This is a genomic window from Aeromicrobium sp. 9AM (assembly GCF_902506105.1).
Lineage (GTDB): Bacteria > Actinomycetota > Actinomycetes > Propionibacteriales > Nocardioidaceae > Aeromicrobium.
In genome coordinates this window covers 2,899,581-2,922,459 of record NZ_LR733304.1, presented here as the reverse complement: position 1 = coordinate 2,922,459, position 22,879 = coordinate 2,899,581, and the positions used below count along the sequence as shown (strand labels likewise).

The 22,879-nt window shown below is 68.6% G+C and carries 26 protein-coding genes and 2 tRNA genes; 13 read left to right on the top strand and 15 right to left on the bottom strand.

Going from position 1 to position 22,879, the window contains the following annotated elements; all coding sequences use genetic code 11:
* Positions 1-95: 95 nt before the first annotated feature.
* The 5 genes from BOSE46_RS21590 to BOSE46_RS20940 all read left to right on the top strand — a co-directional run bounded on the left by BOSE46_RS21590 (position 96) and on the right by BOSE46_RS20940 (position 3,357).
* Entirely contained in the window at positions 96-224 is a 129-nt protein-coding gene (locus BOSE46_RS21590; protein WP_256366733.1) for a hypothetical protein, read from the top strand.
* Between the two features lie 89 nt (positions 225-313).
* Entirely contained in the window at positions 314-754 is a 441-nt protein-coding gene (locus tag BOSE46_RS20955) for a lasso peptide biosynthesis B2 protein (protein ID WP_159542413.1), read from the top strand.
* Positions 755-1,684: a hypothetical protein gene (locus tag BOSE46_RS20950; protein ID WP_159542411.1), complete on the top strand. Its 930-nt coding sequence runs from the start codon at positions 755-757 to the stop codon at positions 1,682-1,684. It begins immediately after the preceding gene.
* Positions 1,681-1,959, top strand: a complete 279-nt coding sequence (locus BOSE46_RS20945; protein ID WP_159542409.1) for a PqqD family protein — start codon at positions 1,681-1,683, stop codon at positions 1,957-1,959. Before BOSE46_RS20950 ends, BOSE46_RS20945 begins: the two co-directional genes overlap by 4 nt.
* Before the next feature lie 36 nt (positions 1,960-1,995).
* Entirely contained in the window at positions 1,996-3,357 is a 1,362-nt protein-coding gene (locus BOSE46_RS20940; protein ID WP_159542407.1) for a CDP-glycerol glycerophosphotransferase family protein, read from the top strand.
* On the opposite strand, the gene BOSE46_RS20935 is transcribed toward BOSE46_RS20940, so the two are convergent.
* The 6 genes from BOSE46_RS20935 to BOSE46_RS20910 form a co-directional block, all read right to left on the bottom strand.
* Positions 3,354-3,614, bottom strand: a complete 261-nt coding sequence (locus BOSE46_RS20935; protein WP_159542405.1) for a hypothetical protein — start codon at positions 3,612-3,614, stop codon at positions 3,354-3,356. The genes BOSE46_RS20940 and BOSE46_RS20935 overlap by 4 nt on opposite strands.
* A gap of 4 nt (positions 3,615-3,618) precedes the next feature.
* Entirely contained in the window at positions 3,619-3,801 is a 183-nt protein-coding gene (locus BOSE46_RS20930) for a hypothetical protein (RefSeq protein WP_159542403.1), read from the bottom strand.
* Positions 3,802-3,891: 90 nt separating this feature from the next.
* Complete coding sequence (locus tag BOSE46_RS20925) at positions 3,892-4,449, bottom strand: hypothetical protein (protein WP_159542401.1); 558 nt, start codon at positions 4,447-4,449, stop codon at positions 3,892-3,894.
* A 54-nt stretch (positions 4,450-4,503) separates the two neighbouring features.
* Positions 4,504-5,952 carry an MFS transporter gene (locus BOSE46_RS20920; RefSeq protein ID WP_159542399.1) on the bottom strand — a complete coding sequence of 483 codons (1,449 nt, stop codon included), beginning with the start codon at positions 5,950-5,952 and terminating at the stop codon, positions 4,504-4,506.
* A gap of 113 nt (positions 5,953-6,065) precedes the next feature.
* Positions 6,066-7,988 carry a CASTOR/POLLUX-related putative ion channel gene (locus tag BOSE46_RS20915; protein WP_159542397.1) on the bottom strand — a complete coding sequence of 641 codons (1,923 nt, stop codon included), beginning with the start codon at positions 7,986-7,988 and terminating at the stop codon, positions 6,066-6,068.
* Between the two features lie 48 nt (positions 7,989-8,036).
* The gene (locus BOSE46_RS20910) at positions 8,037-8,825 is read right to left on the bottom strand and encodes an MBL fold metallo-hydrolase (RefSeq protein WP_201299702.1); all 789 of its coding nucleotides are present in this window, start codon (positions 8,823-8,825) and stop codon (positions 8,037-8,039) included.
* Positions 8,826-8,898: 73 nt separating this feature from the next.
* Between BOSE46_RS20910 and BOSE46_RS20905 the strand changes: the two genes are divergently transcribed.
* On the top strand, positions 8,899-9,330 hold the full coding sequence (locus tag BOSE46_RS20905) for a VanZ family protein (RefSeq protein ID WP_159542395.1): 432 nt from the start codon (positions 8,899-8,901) through the stop codon (positions 9,328-9,330).
* 240 nt (positions 9,331-9,570) lie between these two features.
* On the opposite strand, the gene BOSE46_RS20900 is transcribed toward BOSE46_RS20905, so the two are convergent.
* Positions 9,571-9,657, bottom strand: a tRNA-Ser gene (locus tag BOSE46_RS20900).
* A 152-nt stretch (positions 9,658-9,809) separates the two neighbouring features.
* Here BOSE46_RS20900 and BOSE46_RS20895 point away from each other — a divergent pair.
* Positions 9,810-11,165 (top strand): hypothetical protein, encoded by a 1,356-nt coding sequence (locus BOSE46_RS20895; RefSeq protein WP_159542393.1) that lies wholly within the window; start codon positions 9,810-9,812, stop codon positions 11,163-11,165.
* A gap of 1 nt (position 11,166) precedes the next feature.
* Here BOSE46_RS20895 and BOSE46_RS20890 read toward each other — a convergent pair whose 3' ends face one another.
* The 5 genes from BOSE46_RS20890 to BOSE46_RS20870 form a co-directional block, all read right to left on the bottom strand.
* A complete protein-coding gene (locus tag BOSE46_RS20890) occupies positions 11,167-11,598 on the bottom strand; it encodes a hypothetical protein (protein WP_159542391.1) in 432 nt (143 codons plus the stop codon).
* Position 11,599: 1 nt separating this feature from the next.
* Positions 11,600-11,688: transfer RNA gene (locus BOSE46_RS20885), tRNA-Ser, on the bottom strand.
* 42 nt (positions 11,689-11,730) lie between these two features.
* The gene (locus tag BOSE46_RS20880) at positions 11,731-12,786 is read right to left on the bottom strand and encodes a hypothetical protein (protein WP_159542389.1); all 1,056 of its coding nucleotides are present in this window, start codon (positions 12,784-12,786) and stop codon (positions 11,731-11,733) included.
* A complete protein-coding gene (locus BOSE46_RS20875; protein WP_159542387.1) occupies positions 12,783-13,568 on the bottom strand; it encodes a carbon-nitrogen hydrolase family protein in 786 nt (261 codons plus the stop codon). The genes BOSE46_RS20880 and BOSE46_RS20875 overlap by 4 nt, the downstream gene beginning before the upstream one ends.
* Positions 13,569-13,634: 66 nt before the next feature.
* Positions 13,635-14,537 carry an alpha/beta hydrolase gene (locus BOSE46_RS20870; RefSeq protein WP_159542385.1) on the bottom strand — a complete coding sequence of 301 codons (903 nt, stop codon included), beginning with the start codon at positions 14,535-14,537 and terminating at the stop codon, positions 13,635-13,637.
* A gap of 58 nt (positions 14,538-14,595) precedes the next feature.
* On the opposite strand from BOSE46_RS20870, the gene BOSE46_RS20865 reads away from it, so the two are divergent.
* The gene (locus tag BOSE46_RS20865) at positions 14,596-15,567 is read left to right on the top strand and encodes an NAD(P)H-quinone oxidoreductase (RefSeq protein ID WP_159542383.1); all 972 of its coding nucleotides are present in this window, start codon (positions 14,596-14,598) and stop codon (positions 15,565-15,567) included.
* On the opposite strand, the gene BOSE46_RS20860 is transcribed toward BOSE46_RS20865, so the two are convergent.
* Positions 15,557-16,615 (bottom strand): acyltransferase family protein, encoded by a 1,059-nt coding sequence (locus BOSE46_RS20860; RefSeq protein WP_159542381.1) that lies wholly within the window; start codon positions 16,613-16,615, stop codon positions 15,557-15,559. The genes BOSE46_RS20865 and BOSE46_RS20860 overlap by 11 nt on opposite strands.
* 85 nt (positions 16,616-16,700) lie before the next feature.
* Here BOSE46_RS20860 and BOSE46_RS20855 point away from each other — a divergent pair, with 85 nt between their 5' ends.
* The 4 genes from BOSE46_RS20855 to BOSE46_RS20840 all read left to right on the top strand — a co-directional run bounded on the left by BOSE46_RS20855 (position 16,701) and on the right by BOSE46_RS20840 (position 19,016).
* Positions 16,701-17,204, top strand: a complete 504-nt coding sequence (locus BOSE46_RS20855; protein WP_159542379.1) for a bacterial proteasome activator family protein — start codon at positions 16,701-16,703, stop codon at positions 17,202-17,204.
* A 74-nt stretch (positions 17,205-17,278) separates the two neighbouring features.
* Complete coding sequence (locus BOSE46_RS20850) at positions 17,279-17,836, top strand: WhiB family transcriptional regulator (RefSeq protein WP_159542377.1); 558 nt, start codon at positions 17,279-17,281, stop codon at positions 17,834-17,836.
* A gap of 37 nt (positions 17,837-17,873) precedes the next feature.
* Positions 17,874-18,554, top strand: a complete 681-nt coding sequence (locus BOSE46_RS20845; protein WP_159542375.1) for a hypothetical protein — start codon at positions 17,874-17,876, stop codon at positions 18,552-18,554.
* A 57-nt stretch (positions 18,555-18,611) separates the two neighbouring features.
* Positions 18,612-19,016, top strand: coding sequence for a secondary thiamine-phosphate synthase enzyme YjbQ (locus BOSE46_RS20840; RefSeq protein WP_159542373.1), 405 nt, complete (start codon positions 18,612-18,614; stop codon positions 19,014-19,016).
* On the opposite strand, the gene BOSE46_RS20835 is transcribed toward BOSE46_RS20840, so the two are convergent.
* On the bottom strand, positions 19,013-19,798 hold the full coding sequence (locus BOSE46_RS20835; RefSeq protein WP_159542371.1) for an HAD family hydrolase: 786 nt from the start codon (positions 19,796-19,798) through the stop codon (positions 19,013-19,015). The genes BOSE46_RS20840 and BOSE46_RS20835 overlap by 4 nt on opposite strands.
* 76 nt (positions 19,799-19,874) lie before the next feature.
* A complete protein-coding gene (serS, locus tag BOSE46_RS20830; RefSeq protein ID WP_159542369.1) occupies positions 19,875-21,146 on the bottom strand; it encodes a serine--tRNA ligase in 1,272 nt (423 codons plus the stop codon).
* Positions 21,147-21,219: 73 nt separating this feature from the next.
* On the opposite strand from serS, the gene BOSE46_RS20825 reads away from it, so the two are divergent.
* The gene (locus BOSE46_RS20825; protein ID WP_159542367.1) at positions 21,220-22,836 is read left to right on the top strand and encodes a phosphatase PAP2 family protein; all 1,617 of its coding nucleotides are present in this window, start codon (positions 21,220-21,222) and stop codon (positions 22,834-22,836) included.
* Positions 22,837-22,879 lie beyond the last annotated feature (43 nt).

Sequence of the window (22,879 nt, the reverse complement as noted above, 5' to 3'; positions counted from 1 at the left end):
GCCGATGAGTTGCCGGCGGACCGTAACCACCCGGGCCAACGCTCGTTTGTGATGCATCGGATGTCAGCTTCGGGGGCTGGACACAGGAGCACCACGTGAACGACTCCACCACCCGCAAGACGTACGTCGCCCCAAGCCTCGACGTCCTCAGCCTGCGCGAGACGCGTGACGGCGACATCGGCATCGACATCGGGATCGGCATCGGTATCGGACTCGGCAGCTAGGTCCTCCACCGCCCGCCACCCACCTCCTTGTGACGATGCCGCTCCTCACCGTGGGCTCGCGCGCTCCACTCGGACGTCTCGGGCGCTTCATGCGCCTGGGACCGCGCGCCCAGGCCGGGTACGTCGTCTCGTGGGTGCTGCTCGGACTGATGCGGGCGGTCATCGTGGTGCTGCCGTTCTCCGCCGTCCGACGACTCCTCGGCGAGGGACGTACCGACCCGATGCCCCTGCCGCCGGGCACGCGCCGCCAGTCCGAGCGCGCGCGTGACGTCGGCCAGAACGTGCGGCGGGCGGCGAGACACACACCCTGGCGATCCGACTGCTACCCACAGGCGTTGACCGCGCACCTCCAGCTGCGCCTGCTTCGCGTGCCGCACACCGTGTCGTTCGGGCTCCGCCGCGTCGACGACCGGTTGACCGCACACTCCTGGGTGGCCGCGGCTGGGCTCCCTGTCACCGGCGGCGATCCGGTCGACTACACCGTGGTCGGCGCGTTCACCTGGCTCCCGCGATCTGAGCGGACTCCCTAGATGGCCGTCTACGGGTGCTACGGCCTGACGATCGAGAGTGATCTCGACCTGCCCGAGCTGGGTGCAAGCATCGCCGACCCGCCCCCGTACGCCGACGTGGTGATTGCGGAGGGCGTCGTCGGCCCGCCTGCTGCCGGGGCCGCGGAGCTGCCGTGGGGTCTATGGCGTCTCGGCGACGTGTGCGGCGGCGACATCCCGGATGTCGTGCGCTTCGAGGTGCGCCACGGACGGCGCATCACGATCCAACGTCATGCGGGCGCGGACGACCGCGACGTACGCCTGTATGTCCTCGGCACGATGCTGGGCTCGCTCATGATGCAACGTGGCCACCTGGTCCTGCACGGCAACGCGATCCGGGTCGGCGACTCCGCAGCAGTCGTGGTCGGCCGCTCGGGTGCCGGCAAGTCCACGCTTGCAGCGGAGTTCGCCAGGCGCGGCTTCGACCTGCTGTCGGACGACGTCGTGCCGATCGACCAGGACGGGCGGGCTCTGCCGGGATATCCGCAGATCAAGCTGTGGGACGACGCCCTCGTACGCCTCGGCCTGGACTTCGCCGACTACGAGCGGGTCGCCGGGGCACGGGCCAAGTTCCACGTACCGGTCGAGCGCGGGTCGCTGGCGGCGCTGCCGCTGCGCTGGGTCTACGGGCTGGACGTGCACGACGGAGCCGAGGTCGGGCTGCTGCCGCTGCACGGTGTCGACGCCTTCGACCTGCTCCGCGCGAACACCTATCGCCGCGAGCTCATCGCGGATCGCGAGGCGTCGTGGCAGCACCTGCAGCAGTGCGCCGCCGTGGCAGGGCGGGCCGCGGTCGTACGCGTCCTGCGTCCGTCCGCGGCGATGTCCGCCGAGGCGACCGCCGACGCGATCCTCACCGACATCGCCGAGCGGTCGACCTCCGACCGACCAACCGAAAGGGTCCGCTCATGACGAGCACCGCTGCCCGATACGTCCGCCGCCCAGGTCTGGACGCCGTCGAGATGGACGGCGAGCTCGTCATGATGGGACTCGAGCAGGGCGAGTACTTCGGCATGCGTGGCGTGGCGGCGTCGATCTGGCAGCACCTCGACGAGCCGCGCAACGTCGACGAGCTCTGCACGCTCGTCGCCGAGGAGTACGAGACGACGCCCGCCGACTGCCGCTCCGACGTCGACGTCTTCGTCGGTGACCTGGTGGCGCGCCGGCTCGTCGACACCGCCGGCTGAGACATCGCCTCGAACGGTCTCGCATAGAGTCGGGGCGTGATCGTCGCCGCCCTGCTCGTGCTCGCCCTGGGCCTCGCAACCGGCATCGTGGCTCGCTCCAGCGCGTCGGCCCGTCCGCCCCTCGCCGCACACTTCCCCGGCCAGCGGGCCCACCTCGCCGACAAGCCTCCGCTGCGCTTCCGGGTCTGGGCGATCGTCGCCGCCGCGCTGACGCTCGCCGTGCTGATCGACGTGCTGCTGCAGCCCGGAGTCGCACTGGTCATCGCCGTCGTCGGCAGCCTCGCGCTCGCCGTGATCGCCGGCACGATGCACCGGTACGCCCGTGAGTGCACCGAGGCCGACGCGGCCGTCAAGGCGTACGCACCCACGATCGCGATCCCGTATGCAGGCAAGGTCGGCGTCCACATCGGCATGTGGTCGCCGTGGGTCGAGCGCACCGGCGTGCACTGGTGCATCGTGGCCCGCACGCCTGCGCTGTTCCGACAGCTCGCCGACATGTATCCCACTGTGCCGATCGCGCAGGGACAGATCCCGGCGAGCGTACGTGGCGCGCTCTATCCGCACGGTGCGGCGGCCAACACCGACTTCATCGCCGGATCGTCCGCGACGCACGCGTTCCTCGGGCATGGCGACAGCGACAAGCCGCTCAGTGCATCCGAGCGGGTGCTGCAGTACGACCTCGTCGCGGTCGCCGGCCAGGCGGCGATCGACCGGTTCGTCGCGGCCGGGCTGTCGATCCCCGCAGACAAGCTGCGCATCATCGGCCGGCCCCAGACCGAGGGGATCGTTCCCGCCGACGGGCCAGTCCCGCAACCAGCGACCGCGCTCTACGCCCCGACCTGGCGGCACGCCGACGACAGCCTCAACGTCTCGTCGCTGGCCGTCGCCGACCGGATCGTCCAGGCCCTGCTCGACCGCGGCTGCACCGTCGTGTTCCGGCGCCACTTCGCCGGCCAGAACCACGTCGAGGCCGAGGCGATGATCGTCCGCGTCAACGAGCTGCTCGAGGCCGACGCCGCGGCGACCGGGCGCTCGCACCGGTGGGGCCAGTCTGCGGTGGACGAGCCCTTGATCGACGCGTTCAACTCCGTCGACGCGATGGTCTCCGACGTGTCGGGCATCGTCGTCGACTTCATGGCCAGCACCAAACCGCTGGTGATGTACGCCGCGCAGTTCGCCGACCCCGACGCCTTCCGCGACGCGCACCCGACGTCGGCCGCGGCATACGTCATCGACCGCGACCTCGTGCACCTCGACGAGGCGCTGGACGCCGCTCTCGGCGACGATCCGTTCGCCGGCACCCGGGTCGAGCGCGCCGATCATTACCTCGGCGGGCCCGATCGCGCCGAGCCGGCGCGGCGCTTCATGGACCTGGTCACCGAGCTCTCCGAGGGCTAGGCGAGGTTCCACAGCTGCCAGGCGAGCACGACGGCACCCAGCAGTCGGCGCCACGGAGCTGCTCCGCGTACCAGCTCGTCGAGGCTCCAGACGATCAACGCGCCTGCGCCGATCCAGCGCAGCTCGCCATCGCGCGAGTCGTACGGGCTCCACCGCAGCACCGTTGCCGCCAGCCAGACGCACAGGGCGGGGTTGGGGACCTGGAACAGCACGAGCCGACCGGACTCGTCCCGGAAGAACGAGCCGAGGTGGATCACCCAGTCATGTTAGGTGCAGGTGCGAGGAGCCGCCCGCCGAGCGGGCCCTCCACCGCGCCGACTCCGGGAGGCGGTGGCGCGCCTCAGCGGCACGTCGCTGCTCACCCCGGTACCTGATCACCAGGAACGCGCCGAAGATGGCGTTCGCGACGACGATCGCGACCGCAACCCACAGCAGGATGACCATGTCTCCGGTCTACGCGCTCCGCGGGCCCGCGGACACCGATCGGGGCCCACCTTGTGGGTTGCCGCACGCATCATGCGGAGCGCCACAGGCTCAGCCGCTCCAGACCTCCGCCACCGCCAGGAACGCCGAGGACGACGGCCGTTCCGCGGTGCCGCTGACCTGCGGCACGCCCGCGATCCGCCGTCCGTCGTCGACGAGCGAGGCGCTGCGGCACGGCGCCAGCACGAGGCTCAGGCTGTGGTCGACGCCGTCGAGGGGGAACTCATCGGTGGCGAACGTACGCCGGTCGAGCACGTCCGACATGTGCAGCTCGAGGCCCGCCGTCCGCGCGTGCATCCCGGTCGCGAGGTCGATGGCGACCTCGACGTCCTGTCGTACGACGACCGGGTCGGGCCACTCCAGTCCGTCAGCCTCGGGGAAGTGGCGCACGAAGTCGTGCTCGAGCCAGGTCGCGAGCTCAGCGTCCGCGCCGTACACATGGACCTGGCCGTCGCGCCACAGGACGACGGCGGTGCCACTGCCGTGGACCGACCAGTCGACACGCCACACCGATACGTACGCCGTGAGAGTCTCCCCGTCGTACAGGCGCAGGCCGGGGTTCGCGCCGACGAGCACGGGCGATCGTGTCGCCGCCACACCTTCGGACATACCGCAGCCTTCCCCTCGAGCCACAACGTAGCGGAGGGGAAGGCTGGGTGGTGATCAGGCGGTTGCCGGCTCCAGGATCGACTCCGGGGAGGGCTCCTGCTCGAGCTGCTCCTCGAGCTTCTCGGCCGAGATCGTCGGGATCGCGAGTCCGGCGATCGCCGCGAGCAACAGGGCGCCGCCCAGCACCGCGAAACCGGCCGTGTAGCCGATCTCCTTGGGGAACCCGCTAGGCAGGAAGTGCGCCGTGACGATGCTCGCCATGACCGCGGTGCCGACCGAGCCGCCGATCGTACGGATGTTGGCGTTCATGCCGCTCGCGACGCCGGTCTGCTCAGGCGGCACGGCGCCGACGATCAGACCCGCGAGGCAGGCGAAGGCCAGCCCTATGCCGACGCCGGTGATGCCGTTCGACACTGCGACCTCGGTCTTGGTGTCGTGGAAGAACGCCAGCATGAACATCCCGCCCGCGGCGAGGACAGAGCCGAACACGACGACGGTCTTGGGACCGATGCGACGTGCGATCGAGGCGGCCACGAGACCGGTCAGGAACGTTGCGACGGCCGAGGGCAGCATCAGCATGCCGGACTCGGTCACGCTGGACCCGAAGCCGTACCCGCTGGCGCTCGGCGTCTGGTTGAACTGCGGGATGAAGCCGAACGACGCGTACATGCCGACGCCGACCAGGAGCGCGACCAGGTTGGTGGTCCACACGCCGGGCAGCCGCATCATGCGCATGTCGATCAGCGGGACGGCGGCGCGCTGCTCGACCTGAATCCACGCGACCATCAGCGCGACGGCGAGCACCAGCAGCCCGATCGTCCGGCCGGATCCCCAGCCCCACTTCGGAGCCTCGCTGAGCGCGAGCAGCAGGGCGACGAGCCAGCTCGACAGGAGCACGGCGGGGAGCACCGAGATGCGGCCCGGCGTACGCATGGGCGACTCCGGCACGAACGCGATTGCTGCCACGGCCGCGACCGACGTGACGATGAACGGCAGCCAGAACAGCCAGTGGTAGCCGAGTCCAGACACGATGGGGCCGGCCAGCACGATGCCCGCGCCGAAGCCGACTGCCAGCAGCGACGAGACGACGCTGACGGCGCCGCCGACCTTGTGGTGCGGGAACTCGTCACGGATGATGCCGAAGGCCAAGGGGAGCACGCCGCCGCCGACGCCCTGGATGATGCGGGCGATGATCAGGACGCCGATGCTGCCCGCGAGGGCTGCCAGCAGCGACCCGGCGGCGAGCGCAACGAGCGAGAAGACCAGCAGCCGCTCCTTGCCGAAGATGTCGCCGAGCCGGCCCATGATGGGCGTGAAGACCGATGCCGACAGCAGGTACGCCGTCAGGACCCACGTCACGGTGTTCTGGTCGGTGTTGAGCTCGTGCTCGATCTCGGACAGCACCGGGATCGTGAGCGACTGCATGAGCGAGTACGACGACACCGCCACCGCGAGCACGGCGAAGGTCAGCCAGTAGTGAGTGCGTCGGGTCGACGAAGGCACAGGAATTCTCCAGGAAGAACGAGGGTGGTGCGGAGACGGTGATTGCTCCGCGCAACCAACTATACGGAGTCGTCCTCCGGATCGCTACGTGCGCCTCGTCACCCTGGGGGCCGTCAGTCCTCGGCCAGCACGACGACGCGATCGAGCGGATCAATCACGAACCGGGCCGACTTGGCCGGACTGACGTGGACGCCGAATCCTGCCGCCGGGTCGTCTGCCTCGGCCGAGACGCGATAGCCGATGGCCGTCTCACCGCGACGCGCTGCTGCCTCGACGATCGTCATGTACGTCACCGCGTCGCCCGCCGTCACGTAGTGCTCGACCGGCCGCAGGTAGATCTCGGAGCCGTCGGCGTCGAGCAGGTCCTGGAAGACTGCCTCGAGTCTCGCGTTCTCCGAGAGCTGCGAGAGGATCAGGCTCAAGATCTCGTCGGACACGATGACGTCGTCCACGTGGGCAACCTGGGCGAGTGCGCGATTGCGGTCGTCCAACATCTCGCTCACGATCGACGGCCGGGCACCCTTGGTGCGGTCACCCACCATCTCGCGCAGGTGCAGGAGCGTGACGAGGGTGCGGGCGTCGGCGCGCTGCGCGGTCAGCTCGTCGGAGTAGCAGAGCACGATCACCTGGTCGTACTCACCGATCGGGTACGCATCGAGGCTCGCGCGCTCGGATGTCCGGCCGTGCCGCACGGTCGCCGTCAGGTTGTTGAGCGCCGGCACATCGGGCTTCCCGTACTCGGTGAGGATCTCGAGCGTCGAACCCGGCGCTGCATATTCATCGAGCTCTCGCACGACGGTGTGGGCACGCTCGTTCCAGCCGAGGACGAGCACCTTCGACGGCTCCTCGGGCACCGGTGGGATCGCGCTGATCCGCCCCTCGTCGATCGTGGCGCTGCTGCGTTCAGCCGTCTCGAGCGCCGAGTCGTCCTCCGCGATGGCGATGATCTCGTTGTCACCGACGATCGCCGTGCCCGGAGGGTTGAGCCGGACCGACCCGTCCGCCCCGGCCAGACCGATGATCGAGGCGGTCTCGTACGCCTTGACGGCCTCGGCGAACGTGGCCGACGAGAGCGAGGGATCGGCATGGAAGTAGACCTCGTCGCCGTCGAAGTCGAACAGCTCGGTGTAGACCGCGGCGGCGCCCGACTGGCGCGCGGTCTGGACGATCAGGCGGGCGATCGTCTCCCGCTTGTCGACGATGACCGTACGGTCGCCGCCGACGAGCCGCGCTGCATCGAGGTTCTGCGGGTCCTGGATCTCAGCGACGATGTGAGCCGACGCGTCCGCCCCCTCGTGGGTCAGCGCGAGCAGCGTCTTGATGACCTCGGTGTCGGGCTCATCGCCATCCGGGGACAGCACGATGATCGAGCGGGCGTCGCCGTGGTTGCTGAGCGCCAGGTCGCCGAGGTCGAGGGGCGAGCCCGTGCGGCAGATCACGCGGGTGCCACGCAGCTGCGGCACCTTCTCGCGCAGCTCGTCCTCCATCTCCACCTTGTCCTGCTCCGCAAGGATCACGACCGCCGGCCTGCGGCGGCTCTCGTTGGCGATCGACAGCTCCCGCACGATCGCGAAGACCGAGTCGGACCACCCCAGGATCACCGTGTGATCGTTCTCGATCACCAGCGAACGGCCGCGCCGCAGGTCGTCGAGCTTGGAGTCGATACCCGTCGCGATGACGCCGATCAACGCGCTCACGATGAAGAGACCAGCGAGAGTCAGCAGAAGCATCGTGATGAGGAACGACCAACCGCCGGTGTCGCCGGCGACCGTGCCGGGGTCGAGCGCGTGCATCAGGCTGTTGAAGAGCTGCTTGAAGAAGCCCGGTTTGCTGCCGTCCTCGTTCTCCGGCGCCCACTGCGTGATCAGGATGAAGACCGTGAACACCAGGATCAGCACCAAGGTCACGGCGGCGAGCCACATCACCAACGCCGACGTGCCTCGGGCCATCGTCCCGTCGAACCAGTAGCGCAGCCGGGCGTTGCGGTCCGGCGTCTTGCGAGGCTTCGTACGCGTTGCAGTCGCGGACTGCTTCATGGTCTTGAGCGTCCGCTGCCGCATCTGTTGACCGGTTCTACCCATGGTTCAGCTCCCGAGGAGATCGTCGAGGATGCGCTTGTCGTGCGCGGTGAACACCGTGACGCCGGCTTCTTCGTTGAGGCGGCGCAGCGTGGTGTGGTTGGCGATGACCTGCTTGCGGTCGACCGCCGCGAACGTCTCGATGGCCCTGAGGCTCCTGGACTTCGACACGGAGGTGCCGGAGGGCAATGTCGGCGAGTAGGAGGTGACGTCGAAGGCTGCGTCGCCAGCGTGGACCAGCAGGTCGCGGTCAGGCGACTCGACGGCGACGGCCGCGTGGCCCTTGGTGTGACCCGGCATCGGCAGGTAGGTGATGCCGGGCAGCACCTCGATGCCGCGAAGGCCGTACCGCCACTGCTCACCAGGTCCGGCGTGGGTCTGGATGCGGGGGCCGTGCGACAACGGCTTCAGGGAGTAGCGACGGCGTGCGGTGAAGTCCGGATTGACGACTGCCCAGTCGTACTCGTCGGCGGTCGTGTGGACCGTCGCCTCCGGGAAGTCGGCGAGGCCGCCGATGTGGTCGAAGTCCATGTGCGTCAGGACGATGTGCTGCACGTCCGAGGCGGCGAAGCCCCTCGCCTCGATCTGTCCGATCGCGGTTCTGGCGTCGTCCCGGTTGGGTCGCATCACGAACCTGGCCGGACCCATGCGCTTCGGGTCAGCAATGTCGTGCCGGCCGAGACCACTGTCGACGAGCACGACCCCGTCCGCGGTCTCGCACAGCAGCACGTGGCAGACGACCTCCGGCATGCCGCGCGGGTGGAAGGACCCGCAGTTGAGGTGGTGAACGCGCATGGGCTCGATCCTGTCGGAGTTGCCCGTGACGCGTCACCCGAACGCGTATTTCGGGCGTGGCTACGATTCAACCGTGACTCGCCGATCGCGCCTCGTTCTCCTGGCGGCCGCGATCTACGGCCTCACCCTGGCCCTCATCGCGGCCTGGCCGTCGCACGTCGACGAGAACATCAACTCCCTCGACTCGCCTCCGGGCACGTGGCTCATCGAGCTGGGCCTGCCGCCCAATCGGGCGTACGAGTTGGTCGAGGCCTCGGCCAACGTCATCCTGTTCATCCCGTTCGGTGCGTTGCTGATGCTGGGCTCGCTGCGCATGACCTGGCTCCGGGCCACGGCGGTGGCTCTCGTGGTCTCGATCGGCATCGAGCTGTTCCAGGGCGTGGCGCTGCCTGGTCGTACGGCCAGCCTCCGGGACGTCCTGAACAACACGCTCGGCGGGATCATCGGCGCGCTGGGCGTCGTGGTGTGGCGCCGGTACGCGCGAAGGCGGGCACGACGAGCTTGATGGCTCGCGGTCTTTCCCGCGGCGAGCGTTCATATCCCGGAGCGGAGCGAGCTCCTCTGTCCTTACCAACGAAATGACCAGCCACCTTGGGTGACTGGTCGGCGGGCTTGGCAGGTCGCGGTCTTTCCTTCGTCGGGCATGCGACTCCTGTCGCGGAGCAAGCTCCTCTGTCGTCACCAAACGAAATGACCAGCCACCTTGGGTGACTGGTCATTTTCGCTGCTGCTTCTTGCGTGGCAGCGGAGGTGGCGAGATTTGAACTCGCGAGAGGTTTAAACCTCAACCCGCTTAGCAGGCGGGCGCACTAGGCCACTATGCGACACCTCCCCGCCGCCGATCGAAACCGGCAACCGGAACAGGATACCGACCGCGACTCCAGTCCGACGAATCGGGCATTCCGCTCCGTTGGTCCAGGATGATCTATAGAGTTTCTCGAAGCCCAGACAGCCAGTCTTGGCGGCTGTCTCGGAAGGCACCTCTTGCTCTCGCATGCCCTGCGCCGCGCCCTCGCCGCGTGCGCCTCACTTCTCCTCGTCGTCGGCTTCATCGGCCTGACGTCATCGGTCTCTCAGGCAGCGGACGGCGACGGCACGATCAGTGGCTTCGTGTTCGGTCCGGACGGCAAGGGCGTCAAGGGGGTCGACGTCGTGGTTTTCAAAGCCACTTCTGACCCAGACCACCCATGGCAGCGCCTGCAGCGGGAGGACGAGACCTTCGACGATCCGTCTGGCACGCATCCGGAGCTCGTCGGGAAGTACGACATCACGTTGCCCCCGGGCACCTATCGGCTGGGCTTCCTTGTCGGGTCTGAGGGCGAGATCCTGGAGGGGTTGCTCAAGGGACAGTTCTACGGCGACGCGCAGACTGTTGAAACGGGACAGTCCCTCGAGGTCACCGCTGACGCATCGACCGCTGCTGACGACGTCCACCTGCGCTACACCGGAGGGACGATCAGCGGCACTGTCACGGGGGTCGACGGCAAACCGGTCGACTTCGCAGAGGTCTACGGCTATTCCACGTCCCGCACCTACGGCGACGAGGAACCCAAGAACTACGACCCCGACGTGCAGACATACACCAACGAGCAGGGGCAGTACACCCTGCGAACGCGGGGCAAACCCCTCTGGCTGCACTTCTCCCAGGACAGCGGGGGCTACGTCGACCAGTACTTCGATCACACCACCTCGTGGGCTGAAGCCACCGCGCTCGACGCCACGTCCGGTGTCGCACTCACAGGCAAGGATGCGGTCCTCGCACCGCTTCCGCTCTCGAACACGGACGCACCCCAGCTTTCGTGGGACCTCTCCGCGGGTGGCACTGCCCGTGTTTGGGAAGGGGACTGGTCCTCCAACAGCGCGACCTACACGTACCAGTGGATGAGGGTGAGCAACGGCGTTTCGACGCCACTCGGCAAGCCCACCACGAGCAACACCAGGCGCGTATCCTCCACCGACATCGGGAAGAAGTTGCAGGTGGTGGTCACCGCTTCGCAGGCAGGCACTCCCAGCGTCGAGGCAACCAGCAATCTCAGCAGATCCGTCAAACGCGGCTCATCGGTATACCTGTCCGGCACCTCGCCCTCGAAGGGCAAGGTCACACTCAAGCTCACGGTCAAGGTCACCGGCATCACGTCGCCGGCAGGCAAGGTCAAGCTGCGTTATGGCCTCTCTTCGCGGTATCCCAACGCCAGTCGAACGGTCACGTTCCGCAAGGGCAAGGCGACCATCACGGTCAAGAACCTCCCACGACACAAGTACTTCTACTTCCGGGCGACTCTCTCATCGACCAGCACCATTGCTGGCAGCACGTACTTACGACGCGTCAAGGTCGACTGACTCAGCTGGGGGTGAAGCGGCGGTAGCCGTTGGCGGTGTTGAGCCGGTCGTAGATGTCGCGGAGCAGCTCGGTGGCACGACTGCCGACGTACGCCAGCGGGAACGCGATCACGGCGTCACCGCCGCGGTCGACGAACAGGCGTGCACTGTCGATCGTGACGTCCTCGACGTCGAGCCATGGCACGTGGATCGGCTTGACCGTGAGCGGTCCGCCGAGGCGCAAGCCACCCGGATCCGTACGCACGACCACCGGGGGGAAGGCGAACACTCGCACGGCGTTCACCACTGCGGCGAGGGCCAGCAGGCCGAAGATCCAGGCCAGCACGGCGACGGATGACAGGAAGAGGGCCAGGGCTGCGGCGACGCCGGCGACCATCACGTTGGTGCCGACAGCGAGCAGCACGAATCTGCGGTCGAGTCGATAGTTCGTCAAGCAGAGGGGGCGGGATTCGAACCCGCGGCTGACATTGCTGCCAGCGAGCGCTTTCAAGGCGCTTCCGATCGGCCGCTCCGGCACCCCTCCTGGGTGGCAGCACCAAGGCGCTGCGCCGCGTCGATTATCGCACTACTTGAGCGCGGCGAAACGGGGAGGTTCCACGCGTGCGACCGGCGCGATGGCTCGGGCCGCCCGGGACGAGGGCTCCTTCATGAATTGACGCCGCAGCACGAGCCCCACGACCAACCCCAGGACACCGGAGTAGAGCGTCGAGAGCGCGATGTACTTGGGGAACGCACCGGGTGACACCAGCGACGTCGTCAGCACCGCCGTGCCGATGACGGCGAACACCAGGACCCACCAGCCCTCTCGCCGCTTGGAGCGCAGCGAGACACCGACGATCAGGGCCGGGAACCCGATGAGCACCTCGATCGGCCGCGGTGCCCCGTGGAACGTCCGCCGGGTCCAGAGGACCGTGTCGGTGAACGCCTGGACGAGCGACTGCGAGCCATGCGTACGGACGAAGCTGCTGTAGGCGATGACCAGCATCACGAGCCCCGCGACACCCAGCAGGATCGCGAGGTTCTGTCGACCCAGGCCGTGGAGTCCGGCGCCGAGGTTCCACACCAGCGTGATCGCCAGGCCGAGCGAGACCGTGAGGACGATGAGGTTGAACCGCTGGTAGTTGACCGGCGCGTTCCAGGCGGCAACACCGACCGTGCCGCTCAGCGCGACCAACAGGGCCAGGGAGTACTCACGGATCGCACCCACCACGGTCGCCACCGGTCGCGTGACGAGGACCGCCCACACCGAGGCCAGCACCGCGGTGACGGCAGCTGCTGCCGCCAGCAGGACGTTGGTCTCGAGCCCCACGGCAGCGGCGCCCAGCACCGCCGTCATCGGCAGCCACAAGCGCATGTGACCACCACCGCGATGGGTCAGGCCGATCGCGAAGACGACCATCAGCAGAGCGGCCGACGGGCGCTCGATCCAGGCGGGGGTGTCGACCGCGAGGATCGAGGTGGCCGAACCCGCAGTCCCGGCGAGCCAGCCGAGGAACACCACGCCCATGAGGAACCGAGCCGTCCGCGCCGACTCGATGCGCGGCTCACGGGTCGGGAGGTCGTACTCCGGGGGAACGGACGCGTCGAGACGACGGCGTCCACCCTTGGGGGCGCGGCTCATGGTTGGTTGAGGATCCTTCGATTGGCCAGTGACGGGTTGATCTCCCGCGCACGCGCCAGCACCTCGGGCTCGAGGGTGGCACGGATGATGTCGGGAGCCAGATCCGCCTCGCCCACGATAGAGCCCCACGGATCGACAACCAAGGAGTGGCCGGTGTATCGGTCACCACCCTGCGCTGCAGCCACGACGTGGACGGTGTTCTCGATCGCGCGGGCCGCGAGCAGTGTGCGCCAGTGATCGAGCTTGAGGTCGCCGGCCACCCACGCGGCCGGCAGCACGATCGCTTCAGCGCCGGCGTCGACAAGCGCCCGTGCGTGCTCCGGGAACCGCAGGTCGTAGCAGGTCATGAGGCCCGTCGGGGTGCCGGCGATGTCCACCACGACCGGACTGATGTCGCCGGCGCGCAGCCGGTCGGACTCCTTGTAGCCGAACGAGTCGTAGAGGTGGATCTTCCGGTATGTCTGCCGGAGCGCGCCGTCGGGTCCGACGACGATCAAGGTGTTGAACGGAAGGTCGTCGGTACGCTCGAACATTCCCGCCACGACCGTCGCACCCAGTCGCCGGGCCTCGTCCGCGATGAGCTGGACGAAAGGGCCGTCGAGCGGCTCGGCCACGGCGGCGAGGTCGTGGTCGGTCGCTCCGAAGTCGTGCATCGCAGCTTCTGGGAGCACCACGAGGTCGAGCTGATCGGCGGGATCGAGCGCTGCCATTCGAGACCGGATGTCTTCACGGTTGGCCGCTGAGTCAGTCGCCGAGACGAGCTGAACCAGTGCAACGCGCATGGTTTCCATCTTCGCAGGTGCGCCCTGAGGGCGGTGCGAGGTCGGGGCTCCCGCCTTTCGACAGGCTCAAGGAGCGTGTCGAGAGACCGGGACGTTCTCGCGCAGGAAGTCGATCTGGTCGGAGACCACCTCGTCGAACCATGGCTCGACGTAGAGGTCGAAGTGGCCCGTTCGATAGCGCTTGATCCGGCCGTGCCGCGCCTTGCGTACGTGCCAGATGGTCGACCGGGACGGGGCGACGCTGTCCTTCATCGCGACGCAGAACAGTGCGGGGCACTCCAACGAGGCGGCCGCGCGCCCGGGATAGTAGAGCGGGATCCGCAGGGCCACCCGCGCCGGAACCTTGCCCGGCTGCGCCTGGCCCTCCGGGACGAGCGCCGCATAGCCGTCGAGCACGTCCGGCGCGGTCATCAGCGCGGCGTCCCCACGACGCCCGGCCACTGCGATGCGTACCGGACGGCGGCCACGGAATCCGCGCAAAGCGTCGCGTACGCCGAGGACGGTCAGCTTCACGAGGCTCCGCAAGCCGATCGTGCGCAACGAGGCGAACCCGTCGGTGAACGGGCACTGCGAGATGATCGCGGCGACGCCCCCGTCGCGGCTCGCTGCCTCAATCACGTGGCCGCCGCCGAACGACGTGCCCCACAGCACGATCCGCTTGCGGTCGACCTGCGGGAGCGAGCGGACGTGGTGCATCGCCGCGGCCCAGTCGTCGAGCTGTCGCTGGATGTCGAGCAGGTCGCGAGGCTCGCCGTCGCTGTCACCGAAGTGCCGGTAGTCGAACACCAGCACGCGATAGCCCTCGGCGACGAAGCGTTCGGCGTACGCATCGAGGCGCATCGCCTTCACGCCACCGAGGCCGTGTCCCATGATCACGACCGGGCCTGGGGCATTGCCGGACTCCGGCTCGTACCACCAGCCGGCGCACCAGCCCGGTCCCGATGCGAAGCGCACGTCCACGCGGCTCATGGGAGAAATGCTAGAGGTGAGGGGAGCGCGGAGGGCACCGGGCGGCTAACCTGCGGGGATGCGCGCCGTCATCGCTCCCAAGCCAGGAGGCGTCGAAGTCCTCGAGGTCGTCGACCTGCCCCAGCCCGAGCCAGGGCCGGGTGAGGTGCTGATCCGCGTCGCTGCGGCCGGCCTCAACCGCTCAGACCTGCTGCAGCGCCAGGGCCTCTACCCGCCACCGGCGGGAGTCTCCGACGTCCTCGGGCTCGAGTGCTCCGGCGACATCGTCGCCGTCGGCGAGGGAGTCACCGACCTGCCGCCCGGCACACATGTCGTGGCGCTGCTGGCGGGTGGCGGCTACGCCGAGTACGTCACGGTGCCCGCCGGGCAGGTGGCGACGGTGCCGCTGGGCATCTCGCTGGTCGACGCCGGCGGGCTGATGGAGGTCGCCGCCACGGTCTGGTCCAACGTCTTCATGATGGGCAAGCTGCAGCACGGCGAGACCCTGCTCATCCACGGCGGCGGCAGCGGGATCGGCACGATGGCGATCCAGCTGGCCAAGGCCTTCGGTGCCCGCGTGATCGTCACGGTCGGCTCGAAGGAGAAGGGCGACTTCTGCCGAGAGCTCGGTGCCGACGTGGTGATCGACTACAAGAAGCAGGACTTCGCCGCCGAGATGAAGGCGGCCGGCGTCACCGCCGACGTCATCCTCGACATCATCGGCGCGAAGTACCTCGAGGCGAACGTCTCGGTGCTGTCGACCGCCGGACGCCTCGTCGTGATCGGCCTGCAGGGTGGCGTCAAGGCCGAGCTCAACCTCGGCGCGCTGATGTCCAAGCGCGCAGCGGTCATGGCGACGACGCTGCGCGCCCGTCCGTCGTCCGAGAAGGCGGCGATCGTGTCAGCGATGGTCGCCCAGGTCTGGCCGCTGATCTCCGACGGCACGGTGCGGCCCATCATCCACGCGACGTACGCACTGGACGACGTACGTCAGGCGCACCAGGTGCTCGAGGAGTCGAGCCACATCGGCAAGGTCCTGCTCACGCCTTGACCTTGACCCGCTCGACGACGCGCTCGCCGGCCTGCAGCAGCGGTGGCGGCAACGCGACCTGAGCCATCGTCGAGGTCGTACGCCGGATGGCGCGGTCGAAGAACGGGTGTGCGAGCACCCGGAGCACGACGACCGTGACCGCCAGGGCCAGCAGCGTCGCCTCGACCTGAGCGACGCCTGCGCCCTGGAAGGTGTCCTGCAGCACGAAGACGACCGGGATGTGCAACGCGTAGACGGCCAGGCTGCGACGACCCAGCCCCTCCATGTGGCGGAGCCGGGAGGGCACGACGGCGAGGATGCACGCGCCGCACAGGGTCGCGAGGGCGAGGCACAGCACCCGGAACGCGATCGCCTCAGGACCCGTCACGCCCATCGACACGGCGGTGTCGGCGCCGCGGATCCAGCGCGGATCGAGGCCCGTGCGGACCACGACCGTCGTCACGGTCACCAAACAGGCGGCCGCCGACGCCATGACGATCGTCGAGGTCTCGGCCGTACGCCGGAGGGCGCCCGTGCCGTACAGGTGTCCGGCGACGAAGAACGGCAGGTAGCAGAGCGCACGCGACCAGGCGACCAGGTCGCCGTCCGGGTAGGGCAGCAGCACCGCGAGGACCGCCACGGCTGTCGCGGCCGGCAACGCGTACGCACCGAGGCGCGCGACGAACGGCAGCGCGATGAGCCACCACCCCATCGCGAGCAGGAACCACAACGCGTACGTCGGATGGAGCAGGCGTTCCACGCTCAGGTCGGCCACGCCGAACCGCAGCGCGACGTACGTCGTCTGGAGCACGACGTACAGACCCACCATCTCGACCAGACGGTGAGCCAGCCGGCGCGGACGTGCCGTGACGCCCGCGAGGAACACGAACAGCGGCATGTGGAACAGGTAGAGGAACGTCAGGATCCATCGCTGCGGCTCGTGGTGCCATCCCGAGTAGAGCGCGCCCGGGGCCTGGCCACCGGAGGTCTCGAGGAAGTGGCCCAGCACGACGCCGGCGATGAGGAGTCCCTTGAGCAGGTCGAGTCGGCGATCACGGGTTCGGGGCATCTCTCCCACCATGGCAACCCCGTTCAAGAGACGGTCGTCACGTTCCAGATCGGCGGCTCGATCATCGGCTGGATAGGCTGGAGAAATGACTGAGCAATCGCCCGAGATCATCGGTCCCGACGGCACGGCCGTCACTCCTTCGGCGCACACCACGCCGCTCGGAGACCTGGTGGAGCAACCCGCCAAGGTCATGCGCATCGGCGGGATGATCCGCCAGCTCCTCGACGAGGTGAAGGCAGCCCCGCTCGACGAGGCGAGCCGCGTACGCCTGCGCGACATCCACCTCCAGTCGATCAAGGAGCTCGAGGACGGCCTCGCTCCTGAGCTGATCGAGGAGCTCGAGCGGTTGAGCCTGCCGTTCGACGGGGAGACGCCCAGCGAGGGCGAGCTCCGCATCGCCCAGGCCCAGCTCGTCGGCTGGCTCGAGGGCCTCTTCCACGGCATCCAGGCCGCCCTCTACGCCCAGCAGGTGCAGGCGCAGGCGCAGTTCCAGAACATGAGGCTGGCTCTACCGGGTCCAAACGACACCAAAGGTGAAGATTCGGAAACGTCGGGCGAAAATGGTGGCTCAGGGGGCATGTACCTCTAGAGTTGTCCACGATGTGAACGGAGAACGGCGCAGGAGTGTCGCCGCCTCGGTTCTCGATTGGGAAGAGGGAGCCCATGACCATCGTGGTCGACACAACGACACCTCCGTGCGCATTCGTGCCGGAGGTCTATCAGGACGAGCTGTTGCACTCACCACCAGCGCGGACCGACATCACCGCCGCCGAGTGGGAGAAGCTGACAGTCAAACGAGCGACGGCGCACCGGCAGTGCGCGGGTTGCCCCCTCATGGTCGAGTGCCTCTACCGGGCAGTCGTCGAGATGGACGTCTCGGGCTACGTCGCCTGTACGACCGAGAGTGACCGGCTCAGCATCCGGCGCCGGCTCGGCATCGAGATCCATGAGCCGACGACCGTGGCGTACGGCGCGGCCCGCGTCGGCGGGGGACCGGTGAGCCACGAGGCCGTCATGACGGCGCGCCAGGCGTACCCCAAGGACACCTGCCACCAGCTCGCCGACCGGCTGGGCTGCTCGACCTCGACGATCAAGCGCCACCTGCGTCGCGCTCGCGAGCAGAAGCGTGAGGACGCGGTCGCCCCCTCGGCGCCGAGCCTGCCGTCGGTCGACGCCGTGCTGGACATGTTCGACGAGCTGGAGTCCAGCAAGGTCGCCTGAGCTGGCGCGGCCCGATCGCCTAAAGTGAGCGGCAGTCATGAAGCCGCTCTGGACAGACCCCAGCCCGATGGCCGTAGGGGTCTGGGACACTCGCGCAGAGTCGTCGACCCAGCTCGCCGTGCGGTTGAAGCGCGCGCTCGACGGCATCGACCAGCTCGGTGCAGGTGGAACGTGGGTCACGCCCGATGGCGAGCCGATCGACCCCTCCGTCGACCTGGAGCCGTTTGTCGCCGCACACATGAGCCGCGACGACCATGGCGACCCGGTCCCCGAGGACGGATATTCGATGTCGGTCTCGAAGCAGGGCCGACTCGGCGTCGGCCTCACGGTGAAGGCTGGCCGTGGCGTTCCTGGCCGACGCGTACCGGCCAATCGCTTCACCCTCTTCCTCACGGGAGGCCCTCGCCACGACGACATCGTTGCGCTCTTCCGGGTGTTCACCGAGGCATGGTCGCCGACCTCCGCATCAGTGCGGGACGAGCGGGCGACCATGGCGTCAAAGGGCCGGGGAGCTTGGGCACCGTTCGTCGGACAGGTCACGTGGGTGGGCAGCGAGCTGGGTTCCCCGGTCGCTGCCGTCGACGGGGTCGAGTTCATCAAGGCGAGCGGCGGCACGCTGATCGTCGCCTCTCCGAGGCTCGATCCGGAGCAAGCCGTCGCAGCCGCACTCGAGGTTCTCGATCGGAACGGCATCTCCACGACTCGCCCGGATCAGTGACCGACGCCAGCTGACCACCATCGGGCTCATCCCCGTTCTCGTGCAACGATCGTCTGTATGCGTAGTGAGACGATCTCTGTTCGTTCGGGTGGGCGCTCGGTCGTCCACGACCTGACCTCGGAGTGCTCGGCATTCGTCCGCGACGAGCAGGACGGGCTGCTGCACGTGTTCGTGCCGCACGCCACCGCAGGCGTGGCGATCATCGAGACCGGTGCCGGCAGCGACGGCGACCTGCTGACCGCGCTCGACGACCTGCTGCCGCGCGACAACCGCTGGGTCCACCAGCACGGCACGCCAGGCCACGGCCGCGATCACGTCGTCCCGGCGTTCCTGGCCCCGTCGATGACCGTGCCGGTCCTGGGCGGACGGCTCCAGCTCGGCACCTGGCAGTCGGTGTGCCTCGTCGACACCAACGTCGACAACCCCGACCGCGAGGTGCGGCTCAGCTTCCTGCAGGGCTAGACGTACTTGCTGAGCTCGGCGACCAGGCCGTCCTCGTCGATCGTGCCCACGATGGCGTCGGCCACGGCCTTGACGTCGTCGGGTGCCTGACCCATCGCCACGCCGCGGCCGGCCCACTCGATCATCTCGAGGTCGTTGTTGCCGTCACCGACCGCCAGCACCTCGGACCGTTCGATGCCCAGCTTGCCGCAGAGGTACTCCAGGCCCGAGGCCTTGGAGACCCCCTCGGGCGCGAGGTCGAGCCACGCGGAGTAGCCGATGTAGTAGTTGGTGCCGGTCAGGCCCAGGTCCCTGACGATCGCGGTGAACTCGTCGCGACTGTGCTCGGCCGACCGGATGACGACGCGGGCGACCGGCTCGGCGATCAGCGACTCGACGTCCTCGACGACGAACTGCCCCAGGATCTCGTTGTCGGGGAACGGCTTGTTGAGCCGGAAGCCGATCCCGACCTCCTCGACCGCGACGAGCGCCTCCGGCATGTGCTCGAGGACCCGCCGTACGGCCTCGCTGGCGTCGAAGGTCACGACGTCGAGCAGCTCGACCTCGGGGTCGTAGCGGAACGTGACGGCGCCATTGCTCGCCACGCCGTAGCCCTCGGTGAACCGCAGGTTGTCGGCGGCGTCCATGACCCCGGGCACACCGCGACCGGTGGCGATGACGGTCTCGATGCCGGCTTCACGCACGGCGTGCACCGCGGAACGTACGGCCTCGGACATGACGTTCTCGCCGTCGACCAGCGTGCCGTCGACGTCGAGCGCGATCAGCCGGGGCTTCCAGGTCACGGCGCTACCGCCAAGAAGAGCCAACGATACGACGGCAGCGCCGTGAGTGTCCGATGGTTCCCTCGCTGGCGCTCGGTCACGCGAGGGGCCTCAGGACCTCGCCCAGCAGGGGGTGTAGCGCCGCCGGAAGGCGTACGGAGCCGTCTTCCTGCTGACCGTTCTCGAGCAGCGCGATGATCGTGCGCGTCATGGCGCACAGCGTGCCGTTGAGCGTCGCCGCCGGCGTGGTGCCCTCCTCGCCGCGTACGCGGATGTCGAGACGGCGGGCCTGAAACTCGGTGGTGTTGGAGGCCGAGGAGACCTCGCGGTACTTGCCCTGGGTGGGGATCCACGCCTCGCAGTCGAACTTGCGGATCGCCGACAGGCCGAGGTCGCCCGACGCCACGTCGATGACGCGGTAGGGCAGCTCGAGTGCGTCGAGCCAGGCCTTCTCCCAGCCGAGGATGCGCTGGTGCTCGGCGTAGGACTCCTCGAGCGTCGTGTAGACGAACATCTCGACCTTGTCGAACCAGTGCACGCGGAAGATGCCGCGGGTGTCCTTGCCGTACGAGCCGGCCTCGCGGCGATAGCAGGGGCTGAAGGCCGCATAGCGGCGCGGCAGCGACTCGGCCTCGAGGATCTCGTCGGAGTGATAGGCCGCGAGGGCGACCTCGGACGTGCCGACGAGGTAGAGGTCGTCCTTCTCCAGGTAGTAGACGTCGTCTGCCGCACCCTGGCCGAGATAGCCGGTGCCCTCCATCGCGCTGGGCTTGACGAGTGCGGGCGGGATCATCGGGGTGAAGCCCCACTCTGCTGCCTTGCTCATCGCGAGCTGCGTCAGCGCCAGCTCGAGCTGCGCGCCGACTCCGGTGAGGAAGTAGAACCGCGAGCCGCTGACCTTGACGCCACGCTCGGAGTCGATCGCGCCGAGCAGCTGGCCGAGCTCGAGGTGGTCGCGGGGCTCGAAGCCCTCGGCCGCGAAGTCGCGCGGGGTGCCGACGGTCTCGAGCACGACGAAGTCCTCTTCGCCACCCTCGGGGGCGTCGGGGGAGGCCAGGTTGGGCAGCGACTTGATGAGCCGGTCGAACGTCTCGGCCGCATCGATCTGGGCGGCCTCGGTGTCCTTGACCTGCTGGCTGAGCTCCTTGGCGCGGGCGAGCAGCTCCTGCTTCTCGTCGCCCTGCGCCTTGGGGATCAGCTTGCCGAGGTTCTTCTGCTCGCCGCGGACCGCCTCGTACGCGGAGATCGTCGAGCGCCGCTGCTCGTCCGCGACGATCAGCTCGTCGACCAGCTCGGTGGGCTCACCGCGGCGACGCTGAGCGGCGCGTACGGAGTCGGGGTCTTGTCGCAGGATTCGGGCGTCGATCACTGCCTCAGCCTATCGCCCGGCTCGCGCTCCCAAATCAGTCCATTAGGCTGGGTCGACCCCTGAGGAGGAAAGCTTGTCGTTCGATCTGCGCCGCGCCGCGCCTGCGCGCCGGTCCATCCTCCCGTGGGTCCTCGCCGTCCCCACGGCGCTGTTCGCGATCCTCGCGATCTGCATCGGCATGGGAGCCGACGCGATCACCGACCTCGACCACGACGTCGCCCGCGATGCGTACGACTATGCGTCCCGCCACGGCAGCTTCGTCGACTTCCTCGAGGTCGTCGCCGTCGTGTTCAGCAACCTCGGCGCCGGCATCGTCCTGGCGCTGCTCGCGGCGTACGCCCTGTGGCGCCACGAGCGTCGCGTCGCGATCTGGATCGTCGCCAGCGGTGTCGTCGCGATCGCCGGCAACGCACTGATCAAGCTCGCGTACGAGCGACAGCGCCCGGTCTTCGACGAGCCGCTCCACGAGATCGGCGGCTACTCGTTCCCCAGCGGGCACTCGTCAGGTTCCGGGATGCTGGTCACCGTCGCGATCCTGCTGACGATCGTGCTGACGGGTCGCGGCTGGAAGCGCCGCATCATCATCACGCTCCTCGCCCTGATCGGCGTGGGCGTCGGCGCGAGCCGCATCTTCCTCGGCGTGCACTACCTCAGCGACGTCGTCGCGGGCCTCAGCTTCGGCACCGCCGTCGCGCTGGGCCTGTGGATCCTGCTGGTCACCGACGCCGCCCGGCTGCCGCACGAGCTCGCGGCCCTGACCGGCACCGGCCGCAAGCGAGCCGCCGTCGTGCTCAACCCGTCCAAGATCGCCGATGTCGAGGCGTTCAAGGAGCGCGTGCGACTGGTGGCCCAGCGTGACGGCTGGAAGGAACCGCTCTGGTTCGAGACGACGATCGAGGACCCGGGCCACGGCCAGGCCAGTGCAGCACTGCGTGCTGACGTCGACCTCATCGTCGCGGCCGGCGGCGACGGCACGGTCCGCGCGGTCTGCGAAGAGGTCGCCCGCACCGGCGTGGCCGTCGGCATCCTCCCGCACGGCACCGGCAACCTGCTGGCCCGCAACCTGTCGATCCCGCTCAACACCCGCGACGCGCTCGACGTCGTGTTCGGCGGCCAGGATCGGGCGATCGACCTGTCGACGCTCAAGACCGACTCCGGCACCAACACCACGTTCCTCGTCATGGCCGGCCTCGGCATGGACGCCGCGATCATGACCGGCGTGAATGACCAGCTCAAGGCCAAGGTCGGCTGGCTCGCCTACTTCGTCAGCGGGGTCAAGGCAGCCCGCTTCCCGGCGATGAAGGTGCAGATCTCGGTCGACGACGGTGAGTTCAAGAAGTTCCGCGCTCGCACGGTCGTCGTCGGCAACGTCGGCTTCCTGCAAGGCGGCATCCCGCTGCTGCCCGACGCCCAGATCGACGACGGACGCCTCGATGTCGTCGTGCTCGCGCCCAAGCGCTTCATCGGCTGGCTCGCGATCATCGTGCGCGTCATCGGTCGCCAGAAGCGTACGAACGAGCGGCTCGACCGGCTCACCGGCCACAAGGTGCACATCAAGGCCGAGAAGATGATGCCGATGCAGCTCGACGGCGATCCGGTGGGGGAGGGCCAGGAGATCACTGCCGAGGTCCAGCCCGGCGTGCTCCTCGTACGCGTGCCACTGGCTCCCGCACCCGCCACCGCGATCTGAGTCAGCGAGGACCCAACGTCCCCAGTTTTCGGCACTTGCGTAC